The 11,869-nt window shown below is 72.8% G+C and carries 10 protein-coding genes; 5 read left to right on the forward strand and 5 right to left on the reverse strand.

Annotated elements, in window-relative coordinates:
- Nucleotides 1–19: 19 nt before the first annotated feature.
- The 4 genes from WFJ01_RS10390 to WFJ01_RS10405 form a co-directional block, all read right to left on the reverse strand.
- On the reverse strand, nucleotides 20–943 hold the full coding sequence (locus tag WFJ01_RS10390; RefSeq protein ID WP_292881893.1) for an AAA family ATPase: 924 nt from the start codon (nucleotides 941–943) through the stop codon (nucleotides 20–22).
- A gap of 182 nt (nucleotides 944–1,125) precedes the next feature.
- Nucleotides 1,126–2,355: a DUF4350 domain-containing protein gene (locus tag WFJ01_RS10395; RefSeq protein ID WP_292881254.1), complete on the reverse strand. Its 1,230-nt coding sequence runs from the start codon at nucleotides 2,353–2,355 to the stop codon at nucleotides 1,126–1,128.
- On the reverse strand, nucleotides 2,352–3,053 hold the full coding sequence (locus WFJ01_RS10400; protein ID WP_251444972.1) for a DUF4129 domain-containing protein: 702 nt from the start codon (nucleotides 3,051–3,053) through the stop codon (nucleotides 2,352–2,354). Before WFJ01_RS10400 ends, WFJ01_RS10395 begins: the two co-directional genes overlap by 4 nt.
- Entirely contained in the window at nucleotides 3,050–4,426 is a 1,377-nt protein-coding gene (locus WFJ01_RS10405; protein ID WP_336628975.1) for a glycerophosphoryl diester phosphodiesterase membrane domain-containing protein, read from the reverse strand. Before WFJ01_RS10405 ends, WFJ01_RS10400 begins: the two co-directional genes overlap by 4 nt.
- Nucleotides 4,427–4,647: 221 nt before the next feature.
- On the opposite strand from WFJ01_RS10405, the gene mtrA reads away from it, so the two are divergent.
- From mtrA to hpf, 5 genes are all read left to right on the forward strand, one after another.
- Entirely contained in the window at nucleotides 4,648–5,328 is a 681-nt protein-coding gene (mtrA, locus tag WFJ01_RS10410) for an MtrAB system response regulator MtrA (RefSeq protein WP_251444966.1), read from the forward strand.
- Nucleotides 5,329–5,391: 63 nt separating this feature from the next.
- Nucleotides 5,392–7,074 carry an MtrAB system histidine kinase MtrB gene (gene mtrB / locus WFJ01_RS10415; protein WP_251444961.1) on the forward strand — a complete coding sequence of 561 codons (1,683 nt, stop codon included), beginning with the start codon at nucleotides 5,392–5,394 and terminating at the stop codon, nucleotides 7,072–7,074.
- The gene (locus tag WFJ01_RS10420) at nucleotides 7,071–8,780 is read left to right on the forward strand and encodes an LpqB family beta-propeller domain-containing protein (protein ID WP_251444958.1); all 1,710 of its coding nucleotides are present in this window, start codon (nucleotides 7,071–7,073) and stop codon (nucleotides 8,778–8,780) included. Before mtrB ends, WFJ01_RS10420 begins: the two co-directional genes overlap by 4 nt.
- A gap of 153 nt (nucleotides 8,781–8,933) precedes the next feature.
- Nucleotides 8,934–9,611, forward strand: coding sequence for a ComF family protein (locus tag WFJ01_RS10425; protein WP_292881241.1), 678 nt, complete (start codon nucleotides 8,934–8,936; stop codon nucleotides 9,609–9,611).
- Nucleotides 9,612–9,788: 177 nt separating this feature from the next.
- Complete coding sequence (gene hpf / locus WFJ01_RS10430; protein WP_251444952.1) at nucleotides 9,789–10,442, forward strand: ribosome hibernation-promoting factor, HPF/YfiA family; 654 nt, start codon at nucleotides 9,789–9,791, stop codon at nucleotides 10,440–10,442.
- Between the two features lie 63 nt (nucleotides 10,443–10,505).
- On the opposite strand, the gene WFJ01_RS10435 is transcribed toward hpf, so the two are convergent.
- A complete protein-coding gene (locus WFJ01_RS10435) occupies nucleotides 10,506–11,828 on the reverse strand; it encodes a hypothetical protein (protein WP_251444949.1) in 1,323 nt (440 codons plus the stop codon).
- Between the last annotated feature and the right edge of the window lie 41 nt (nucleotides 11,829–11,869).

The raw sequence follows: 11,869 nt of genomic DNA on the forward strand, positions 1-11,869 counted from the left end.
GACGGGGTGGTCTCCGGGCTCAGATCGGGACGCGGGTCTGCTGAACGACGCTCGTGAGCACGGCGTCGGCGGAGACGCCCTCCATCTCGGCGTCGGGCCGCAGCTGCAGGCGGTGGCGCCACACCGGGATCAGCATGGTCTGAACGTGGTCGGGGGTGACCGCGCTCGAGCCGTTCAGCCACGCCCAGGCCTTCGCCGCCGCGAGCAGGGCGGTCGAGGCGCGGGGGCTCGCGCCCAGCTGCACCGAGGGGGACTGGCGGGTGGCGCGTGCGAGGTCGACCACGTAGCCGAGCACGTCGTCCGTCACCTGCACGCGCCCCGCGGCCTGCTGCGCGGCGAGGATCTCCTCGGCCGTCACGACGGGGTGCAGATCCGTGAGCTCGCGCGGCGAGAAGCCGTCGGCGTGGCGGCGCAGCACCGACACCTCGGCATCGCGTTCGGGCATGCCGACCACGAGCTTCATGAGGAACCGGTCCAGCTGCGCCTCCGGCAGCGAGTAGGTGCCCTCGTGCTCGATCGGGTTCTGCGTCGCGGCGACGAGGAACGGATCCGGAAGCGGCAGGCTGGCGCCGTCGGAGGAGACCTGGCGCTCCTCCATGGCCTCCAGCAGTGCGGCCTGCGTCTTCGGCGGGGTGCGGTTGATCTCGTCGGCGAGCAGGATGTTCGTGAACACGGGACCGCGTCGGAACTCGAACTCCCCGGTGCGCGCGTCGTAGACGAGCGAGCCCGTGACATCGCCGGGCATCAGGTCGGGCGTGAACTGGACGCGCTTCGTGTCGAGCCCGAGCGCCCGGGAGAACGAGCGCACCACGAGGGTCTTCGCGACACCGGGCACGCCCTCCAGCAGCACGTGCCCGCGCGCGAGCAGCGCGACGAGGAGCCCGGTGACGGTGCCGGCCTGGCCCACCACGGCCTTGTCCACCTCGGCGCGCACCCGCTGCATGGCCTGGCGCAGCGCGGCATCCTCGGACGTGGGGGCGCTCGCCGCCGCGGGCGCCGGTGCAGCGGTCGTCGTCGGTGCGGCACCGGCGTGGGGCGCCGGAGCCGGCGCCGCCGGGGGAGCGGGCGGGGACGGAGGACGCCCCGGGGCGGCGGATCCTGCGGGGTCGTAGCCGGGATGATCGGTCACGGGCTGCTCCTTTCGATGCGGACGGCGTTCTCGACCGCGGTCTCGAGCTCGGCGAGTCGGCGGGCGTAGGGCACGAGTTCGGCGTCGGCGCCGGGGAGGGGGCCGACGAGCAGGGCGCGGCAGTCGGCCCGATCGACCCTGATGCGGTCCGCCGCGGCGTCGGCGACGGCACCGGGGTCGGCGCGGGCGGCGAGGCCGAGGCGCAGCGCGAGCCGGGCGAGCGTGCCGGCGCGGAGCGCTTCGGCCGCATGCGTCGCGTCGGCCGCCTTCGCGGTGAGCCGGGCGCGGCCGAGCATCGTCTCCGACGCACGCACGGTCACCGGGAGGGTCTCGGCGACGAGCGGGCCGAACCGGCGCCCGCGCCACACGGCGGCGAGCAGGGCGGTGATCATGCCGAGCGCGACGACCGGACTCACCCAGCCGGGCGTGAGGTCGGCGAGGCTCTTCGGCACGTCGACGTCCGTGCGGTCCGAGTCCTCGAAGGACGGCACGTACCAGACCACGTGCGCACGGGCGCCGAGCAGGGCGAGGCCGAGGGCGGCGTTGCCGTTCTCGGCGAGCCGCTCGTTGGTGAACAGGGCGGCGCCGTCGACGATCGCCCGGCGTCGCCCGGCGTCCTCCGAGATCAGCACGGCCGCGCCGTCGGCGTCCCCGAAGCAGGCGGTGACCCCGGAGGCCGGGAGGAAGAGCTGTCCCGGCTCGATCGTGCCGACGTGCGCGAAAGCCGGTACGTCGCAGTCGGCGCCGACGGTCGGCGGGGCGGACGGGAAGGCGTAGCTCCCGAGGTCGAGCGTGCGCAGCATGCGGGCGCTGGAGGAGGTCAGCACCACGTCGTGCGCGGCGTCGGTCAGCTCGGCCACGGCGGCGTCGCTGAGCGTGTACGGATCGCTCATCACGAGCGTCGTGTCCTCGTCGAGGCGACGTTCGGCCTCGGCGCGGGTGCGCACGACGTCGACCGTCACGCCCTGCTGCCGGAGGATCTGCGCGAGCGCCTGCATGCCTCCGGGGCCGGGGCGTTCGGGGTCGAGACCGTCGCGCTGTGCGGACGAGGGGACGGCGAGCAGCAGCCCCGCGGCGCCGACGATGAGCACCAGGGCGACGACGAGCACCCAGCCCAGGGCGCGCCGCAGCCGGCCGGGGACGCGAACCAGGGTGTCGCGCGGCTGAGGTGCCGCTGGGGGATCCGTCTCGGCGCGGGCCGGAGACGACGGAGGCGCGGCGGTCATGCGGAGACCGCCTCCGGCAGGAGGGCGGGCCTCAGCGCACGGAGCCGATCGTCCGTCTGCGCGAGCGCGCGGTAAAGCCCGGCGGAGCCCGCATGACCGAGGTAGCGGACGTCGTCGAACGCCACCGCGGCGTCGTGCAGCGCCTCGCCTTCGCCGGGGAACGGCACCACCGCCTCGCGCGCGATGGTCTGCGCGGTCGCGCCGGGCGCGGGCGAGATGAGGTCGCGCTCGATGAGAGAGCGGGCGACGGCGCGATAGCGCAGCACGATGGCCTCGGCCCAGTCCTCCGCGCGGGCGGCGCGCTCGGCGTCCGCACGCAGCTCCGCCGCGGAGCGGTCGTCCGCGGCGCCGAGCAGCACGGCGCCCGACGCGCGGGAGCGCGAGCGCCGGGGCCGACCCCAGATCAGGAGCACGGCGATCAGCGCGGCGACGAGGACGGCCCCGATGACGATCGCGGCCCAGGGCCCCAGGTCCACCGCACGCTGCGGGGTGAACAGCTGGATCAGGAAGTCGACGACGGCGCGCGCCCACTGGTCGATGAGCGTCGGCTTCGCCGCCTGGTACTCGGGCTTGGCGAGCTCCTTCTCGGCGAGCTCCCTGGCGCCGTCACCGTCGGGGATGAGCGGGATCGCCGCGAGTCCGAACCACAGCGCCGCCGGTCCGACGGCACGCGCGAGACGACGAGGGGATCCGGTCATCGACGATCGGACCCGGGAGCGGCCCAGCTCTCGTCCGGCGTCGCCCACGGGCTCTGCTGCGCGGGCGGGATCGGGGCGGCGGGCGGCGGCGGGGCGAAGGAGGGCGGCGGGGTCGCCGCGTCGGGCGCCGGCGCCGGGGCCGGCACGGGGGCGGCCGGGTAGCCCTGCGGCACCGGGTAGCCCTGCGTCCCGGGGTAGCCCTGCGTCCCGGGGTAGCCCTGCGGCGTCGGGTAACCGGGAACCGGGCCCGGAGGAAGGGGATACGGCACGGCGGGGCGTGCCGGGCGGAAACCCGCACGGACTGCTCTGGCCGCGTCGGGACGGAACGGATCCGACCCGTCATCGAAACCGGCGGCCCGGCGCTCCATGGCCGCCATCAGATCCTGGTCGAGGCCCTCGTACCGCATCCGGCAGTCGATGTAGACGAGCGCTCCCGCGGTGGACTGCACGACCGAGCTGATCGACTGCAGCACGACGACGATGATCTCGGTGATGATGAGCCCGATGAGGGCGCCGGCGCTCGCGGAGAACTCTGTCATGCCGGTGGGGTTGAAGACCGGGCCGAACAGCGACGTGACGATGCTGCCGATCATGCCGACGGCCTGGGCGCCGATGTACATGATCGCGCCGATCACGAACACGATCCCGAACGCGAACCAGAACCGGCCGCGGGTCAGTCGCCAGGACCGCACGAGGGCCTCGCGGAGTCCGGCGCCCTCGATCACCAGGAGCGACGGGACCAACATGAGCTTCGTCCCGATCCAGATCGACAGGGCGATGAGGCATCCGATCCCGAGCAGCACGGCGAGCACGGTGAAGACCACGCCGGCGCTGTCGAAGCCGGTGGGCAGCCCGATCGCGAGGAACGGGACGCCCAGGATCACCACGGCGGCCAGCGCGCCGGCCAGGCCGTACAACAGGGTGTAGCCGATCAGGCGCCACGCCGCGGGCCGCACGCGCTTCCAGAGGGCGCCGAGCGTGGCCGTCTCCCGCAGCACGGCCGCGCGCACATCGGCGGCGACGATGCCCTGCACGATCGCGGTGAAGGCCACGGAGAACAGTCCCATCAGCAGGCCGGCGCCGCCGATGAAGGCGAACGAGCCCAGATAGAGCGTGAGCCACTCGTCGCTGCCCGGCTGCACCGTGTCGAGCCTGCTCAGGGTCGCGAACGAGACCACCCCGACGACGGAGAAGACCGCGACCATCACGACCAGCTGCACCACGACGGCGAAGCCGAACAGCACCTTGGGGTTGTGCCGCAGCGCGGCGAACGACTTGCCGAGGATCGTGCCGAAGCCGAGCGGCCGCAGCGGGATCAGGCCGGGCTTCGGCGCGGGGGTCCAGCCCTGCGCGGTGACACTCTGCTGGCTCACGAGTCCTCCGGTTCGCGTGTGGGTCCATCGTGTCACACCGTCATCGCCCCGGGGAGGACGACGGGGTCACGGCCGCGACGGCGCGAAGGAGCGGTCTCACCGGGATCCGCGAACTCCAGCGGGTGGTGAAGTACGCTGGACCGACGTGGGGGCGCTGGTACGCGCCCGCACGTCCGACACAGATCCGAACACCGCGAGATCCGAAAGACGACTGGCCGCCCATGACCTCACGCATCCTCGTGGTCGATGACGACACGGCTCTGGCCGAGATGATCGGCATCGTGCTGCGCACGGAGGGCTTCGAGCCCGTGTTCTGTGCGGACGGCGCGAAGGCCGTGGACGAATGGCGGGCCCAGCGCCCCGACCTGGTGCTGCTGGATCTCATGCTGCCCGGCATGGACGGCATCGAGATCTGCACGCGCATCCGTGCCGAGTCCGGCGTCCCGGTGATCATGCTCACCGCCCGCGGGGACACGGCCGACGTCGTGCGCGGACTCGAGGTCGGCGCCGACGACTACATGGTCAAGCCGTTCAACCCGAAGGAGCTCGTCGCCCGCATCCGCACGCGGCTGCGCCCGACGCCCCAGGCGACCAGTGAGGTGCTGCGGATCGGCGACCTCACGATCGATGTGGACGCGCACGAGGTGCGCCGCGGGAGTGCGCCGATCGCGCTGACCCCGCTCGAGTTCCAGCTGCTCGTCGCCCTCGCCTCGAAGCCCCAGCAGGTCTTCTCCCGGGAGATGCTGCTGGAGCAGGTCTGGGGCTACCACTACAAGGCCGACACCCGCCTGGTGAACGTGCACGTGCAGCGGCTGCGCGCCAAGGTCGAGCTCGACCCCGACAACCCGCGGATCGTGACCACGGTGCGCGGCGTCGGCTACCGCGCGGGGAGCGTGGTCTGACCCGGTCGGGTGGCGTCCGCGCCCCTGCCGCTGCAGAGCCCTCCCGTCGATGAGGATCCGCCGATGACGAACACCGTGGCGCTGGCGAACTCGGCCGCCCGTGGCGTTCGCCGCAACGGGCGCCGTCTCGCCCGACTGTGGCGTCAGTCGCTGCGATTCCGCACGATGGTGATCGCGCTGGCGCTCACCAGCGTCGCGGTGCTCGTCACGTGCGTGCTGATGGCGCTCGCCGTGCAGAACCAGCTGTGGGACGCACGCAAGGACCAGGCGCTGCGCGATGCCTGGCGGGCCGCCAACTCCGCTCAGTCCGTCCTGTACTCGGCGAACACCCAGGGGTCGCAGACGGCAGGGCTCGGACTCATGCGCGACGTCCGGGACACCGTGCAGGGGGTCTCCGCCTCGCGCGTGCTCGGCGTCTTCCCGCTCGATCCGAACCAGCTGGTGCCGGGCATCGCGGTGGGCGGCTTCAACCGGGACGAGCTCGTCAGCGACCAGTTGCAGCAGCGGGTGGCCAAGGACGCCAGCACGCAGTGGTGGCAGCCGGTCGCGCTGCGCGACGCGGACGGATCCGAGCACGCCGGGATCCTCGTGGGGCAGCAGCTGACGGTGCCGGGCTCGGGCTCGTACGCCCTCTACGTCGCCTACGATCTCGCCGACACCGAGCAGACGCTCGCGCTCGTGCAGGGGAGCCTGTGGATCGCGGGTCTCGTGCTGGTCGCGCTGATCGGCGCGATCGCGTGGTTCTCCCTGCGCACCGTCGTCGAGCCGATCACGGCGGCGGCCGAGACGAGCGCGCGCTTCGCCGGAGGCGATCTCGACGTGCGCCTGCCGGTGCACGGCCAGGACGAGCTCGCGACGCTGGGTCGCTCCTTCAACGCGATGGCCGACAGCATCGAGGCGCAGATCAAGGAGCTCGGCGAGCTGTCGCTCGTGCAGCAGCGGTTCGTCTCCGACGTCTCGCACGAGCTGCGCACGCCGCTGACCACGATCCGGCTCGCGGCGGAGATGCTCAACGACCGTCGTGAGGAGTTCGATCCGACCACGGCGCGCACTGCGGAGCTGCTGCAGACCCAGGTGCACCGGTTCGACACGCTGCTCGCCGACCTGCTGGAGATCAGCCGCTACGACGCCGGCTCCGTGCAGCTGGAGACCGAGGCCACGAGTCTCGCCCATCTGGCGGAGGACCTGGTCGACGAGATGCGCCCGCTCGCGCAGACCCACGACACCGAGCTGCGCTTCGTCGCCCCGGGCGGGCACACGCCCGTCGACCTCGATCCGCGCCGGGTGCGCCGGATCCTGCGCAACCTCATCGGCAACGCCATCGAGCACGGCGAGGGGCATCCGATCGTGGTCACCGTGGACAGCAATCAGAACGCGGTGGCGGTCGGCGTGCGCGATCAGGGGATGGGGATGACCGCGGAGGACGCCGAGCGGGTGTTCGACCGGTTCTGGCGGGCGGACCCGTCCCGCCAGCGCACGATCGGCGGCACCGGGCTGGGGCTCTCGATCGCCCTGGGTGACGCGCGGCTGCATCGCGGAACCCTGGCGGTGTGGTCGCGTCCGGGGGAGGGCACCAACTTCGTGCTCACGCTCCCGCGCGGGTCGCGGCCCCTGGACGGCGCTTCGCCCGTCCCGCTGGAGGCGGTCGAGCCGATCGCCGAGCTCGGCGTGAGCACGGCCCCTCTCGCCGTCGCCGAGGCGGGCGCCGCCCTCCGCCAGACGGACGAGGATCAGGGGGAGTCATGAGAATCGGACGCATCATCCGCGGCGCGGTCGTCGCGCTCGCCCTGCTGGGGCTCACCGCCTGCGCGTCGCTGCCGGTCACGGGCGATGTGCGCCCCGGTCTCGCCGCGCGTCAGAACGACAGCGGATCCGATCTGGCGTTCGTTCCGCAGGGACCTTCCGACGGCATGGATCCGAAGCAGATCGTGCGCGGGTTCATCGATGCGGCTTCCAGCCCGAAGGACAGCTGGAGCATCGCCCGCCTGTTCCTTACCTCCGATGAGGCGCAGAAGTGGAAGCCGGACGTGGGGGTGACGATCGACACCGGCTCCGCCGATCGGCACTACGACGCCGCCGACGTGACGAAGGAGACGACCTCCACCACGGTGCGCCTCGGTCTGCAGCAGACGGCGAGCGTCGACGAGACGGGCGCGTATGCGGGCCAGCCCGTCAACCGCGCCGCCGACCTTCCCTTCACGCTCACCAAGACGAAGAACGGCCAGTGGCGGATCTCGCAGGCCCCCGACGGGATCGTGCTGGATGCCGACTCGTTCGCCGCAGCCGACGTCTTCGCGCCGTATGCCCTGCAGTACTTCGACCCCTCCTGGACGTACCTCGTGCCCGATGTGCGGTGGTTCCCGAAGCGGGAGAACACGGCCAGCCGCATCGTGCAGTCGCTCATCGGCGGCAAGCCCAGCCCGTGGCTCGCGAACGGCGTGCGCACCGCGTTCACGGGCGATGTCGCGCTCGCGCGGAACACGGTGACGCCGGAGTCGCAGGTCGCGGAGGTCGCTCTCAACGACGCCGCGCTCGTCGCGAACTCGGTCACCCTGTCGCGGATGCGCACGCAGCTGGAGCACAGTCTGAGCGGTCTCGGCGTGCTGCAGGTGAAGATCACGATCGCCGGTCGCGACACGGTCGCGGGGACCGCCTCCGTCGCGCCGACGACGGTCGACACCCGTCCTCTCGCGCTCACGGAGAAGGGCTTCGGTTTCCTCTCGAACGGAGAGATCGTGCCCGTCCCCGGGGTGTCGACGCAGATCGAGGACTTCCCTCAGGCGATCACGGCGATGAGCGCCGCCAGCGGCGCGCAGCGGGTCGCCGTGCAGGGCGGGGACGGAGCGGTGTACGCGGTCGCCGGGGGCAAGACCGACCAGATCGACGCGCGGCCCGATCTCATCGCCCCGACACTGGATCCCTTCGGGTACATCTGGACCGTGCCCGCGCAGAGCCCGGCGTCGATCTCGGCGTGGCCGGCGTCGTCGACGACCGCACGCGTGATCGCCGGTCCGGCGGACGCGGGCCGGGTCACCTCGTTCGCGGTCAGCAGGGACGGTGCGCGGCTCGTGATGGCCGTGGTGGCCGGGGGGCAGTCCCGGGTCGAGGTCTTCGCGATCACCCGTGACGACCGGGGAGCGCCTTCGGCGCTCGGCCCGGCCAATGTGATCGCCTGGCCCACCAGCGCCGTGGACGTGGCGTGGTTGGACGATTCGACGGTGGGGATCCTCGGCACCGATGGGTCCAACCTCGTCCTGCACGAGCAGCCGGTGGGCGGGCCCGCCAAGACGATCGACGCGCCCGATGCCGCGCAGAGCTTCGCGCCGGCGTCGCCGGTCTCGAACGTCCGGGTGCTCGGGGGCGGAGTGCTGTACCAGCGCAGCGGCCCCAACTGGCAGCAGGAGAGCACGGGAGTCAAGGTGCTCGCGGTGCAGCTCGGCGTCGGCGGCTGAATCCGGGGAGCCGCCCTGGACGCGGCCCCTGGCGTACTGCCACGCTCGCGGGGCGGATCCGGGTCGTTCCGCACCGGGGAGTCCCGGGCTCCGCAGTGCACCGGTTCCGGCGAGCGGCGTTTCGGCGGTTCGGGAGCGTCCGAGACTCGGGGGATGTCCTCGGCGAACCGTCTCCTCCCGATCCTCCCTCAGGGCAGCGCCCGGCTGATCCGCGAGGTCGTCGACTTCGCCCTCGCCTCCGTGTGCGCCGGATGCGGTGCGCCCGGCACGGCACTGTGCGCGGAGTGCGAGGCGACGCTCGCACCGCGGGTCGTGCCGGTGCGCACCGGCGACGTGCCGGGATGCGCGGGGCTCGCCTTCGACGGCGTCGCCGCCGCGGTGCTGCGGGCGATCAAGGAGGACGGGCAGACGTCGCTGATCCGGCCGCTGCGACCGGCGCTCGCCGCGGCCGTGACGGCGCTGTGCTCCGGATCCGGCCGGGTGCTCCCGGTCGACGTGGTCGTGCCCGTGCCGACCTCGCGGGCGGCGTTCCGCCGCCGGGGCTTCCGGCTGCCCGAGCTCCTCGCACGCGGGATCGGCGTCCCGATGCAGCGTGCGCTGCTGCCCGCCCGCCGTGTGGCCGACCAGCGCCTCCTCGGGGTGCAGGCACGGCGCACGAACCTGGCCGGCGCCTTCGTCGCGAACCGGGACGGAGGCGGTGCTTCGGCCGTCCTCGTGGACGACGTGATCACCACCGGGTCGACCTGCGGAGAGGCCGCGCGGGCGCTGCGCGCCGCGGGTTTCTCGGTCGTCGGCGCGGTCGCCGTGGCGGCGACGCCGCGACGTCGGTGAGCCTGCCGGACGGGTCGTGACGGGCGCTGCCGCAGATCCTGGCCGAGCTCGCAGCGGATCCCCACGACACGCAGATGAATTGTGGATGACATCACGGGATCCGGCGACTACGGTGGGGACTCACAAAGGCGACCACGGTCCGCCCCCTACCGGTCGGACCGGAAAAAGGAGGTCAGGATGGAAACGAACATCGTCGGTGTCGGAGTCGGCATCAGCGATCGATTCCGAGCGGTGGTCGAGGAGAAGACCGCTCGGATCGCGACTATCGCGACGAAGGCGACGAGCCTGGACGTGAAGGTCACCCATCGTTCCTATCGCGGCGGTCATGTGGAGGATGAGACCGTCGAACTCACTCTCAACGGCAAGGGCCCGCTGGTCCGGGCCGAGGCGCGTGACGCGGACAAGTTCGCCGCGCTGGACCTCGCCGTCGACAAGCTCATCGAGCAGGTGCGGCGGGCCAAGGAGCGCCGCATCGACGGCCGGCACCATCCGCGCGGCGCGCACTTCGAGAAGGGCACCGGCGAACTCTCGGGCATCGACGTGCAACCGGTCTCCGTCGACACGCTGCACGCCGTGTCCACCGGCGCGATCCCGACGCTGGAGAGCGAGGAGGAGTACTCCCCGGTCGTGATCCGCACGAAGAACTTCGATGCGGAGTGGATGACCGTGGAGGAGGCCGTGGACCGCATGGAGCTCGTCGGCCATGACTTCTTCCTGTTCGTGGACGCCCGCAGCGACCACCCGAGCGTCGTGTACCGCCGCAAGGGCTGGGACTACGGCGTGATCTCGCTCACCACCCAGGCGGCTCCCGCCGAGGAACTGGTGGGCTGAGCCGCACCCCTAGACGCAGAAGCGGCCCGGGACCTCGGTCCCGGGCCGCTTCGTGTGCGGGGGTCAGTCGAAGATGTCGCCGAGCAGGCCGCCGATCACGAGTCCGCCGAGCACGCCGGTGACGACATCGCCGCCGCCTCCGCCGCGGCCGCCGCCCCCGCCCCAGCCGCCGCCACCGCCCCAGCCCTGATCGGGGCGGGAACGGTCGATGTCGTGCTGGGCGAGCTGCAGGGCCTCGGCCGCCAGCTGCGCGACGCGCCGGGCGGTGCTGAGCGCCTGCTCGCGCGTCTCCTCCGCGGGCAGCAGCGAGGGCGCGTCCACGCGCAGGCGCTCGGCCTCGGCAAGACGGGTGCGGGCGTCGGCGCCGATCCAGCCGCGGTGCCCCTCGATCAGACCGCGTGCGATCCCCAGCTGGCGATCGGCGTCGTCCAGCGCGTGTTGCACGGCGGCGATCGTCGGGAGCGGGTGCTCCGCGCGGTAGCGGGCGTCGGCGACGGCCGCGTCCAGGGCGGTGTTCGCGGCGCGCAGCCGGGTCAGCTCGCCGAACGGATCCGTGCGGCTCCCCGCCGGCGCGAGCTCGTTCAGCGCCTGCTGCAGGGCGACCGCCGCAGCGGAGACCGCCGGAGTGGCCGGCGCCTGGGACAGGGCGGCCAGGTCGCCGCGGGAATCGGCGACGACCTCGGCGAGCGTGGACTCGGCCCGCAGCGCCTCGATCTCGAAGTCGTCGACCGCGTCGAGCAGGGCCGCGGCGCGGCGGGTGGCCTCGGTCGCCGTCTCGAGCGCCAGCACGGCCTCCTGGTTGCGCCCGGCGTCGCGGCGACGCTCGAACACGTCCGCGCCGTGCGACGCGAACACGATGAGCTGCGCCGCCTCCTCCGCACTGCGCGCGATGCGCTGCATGGCGGCGTCGGAGTAACGGGTGGCGAGGCGGTCGACGGACGACTGCGCCTGCGGCACCCGGGTCTCGAGGGCGGCGGCATCGGCGCGCACGCGGGCGACGACCTGCGGGGCGTTGCGCACCCGGTTCACCGCGTCGGCGATCGCGGCCGACTTCTCGTCGATCAGATCCTCGGCCCACTGGCAGAGCTGCACGATGCGCGCGTTGCGGGTGCGCAGCTCCTCCGGCGTATCCGGGATCTCGTCGTGGTTCAGCTGGTGCAGCTGGAACGCCTCGCCCATGTGCGTGCGCACGGCGTCCACCGCGGCGCGGAAATCCGCCGTCATGTCGTCGCCGAGCTCTGCGGCCGCGAAGGCGAGTTCGTCGGCCGAGGTGCGGATCCGCTCGTCGGCGGCGACGATCGCCTGCTCGGCGCGGCGCGCGAGATCCGCGTCCTGCGCCTGCAGCTCGTCCTGTTCACGTTTGCGTCTGCCCCAAAAACCGGCCATGGGCCGATCCTATGGGCCGCGACCCTGCGGCGGCTGTGCAT

Source organism: Microbacterium sp. MMO-35, assembly GCF_037147555.1.
Lineage (GTDB): Bacteria > Actinomycetota > Actinomycetes > Actinomycetales > Microbacteriaceae > Microbacterium.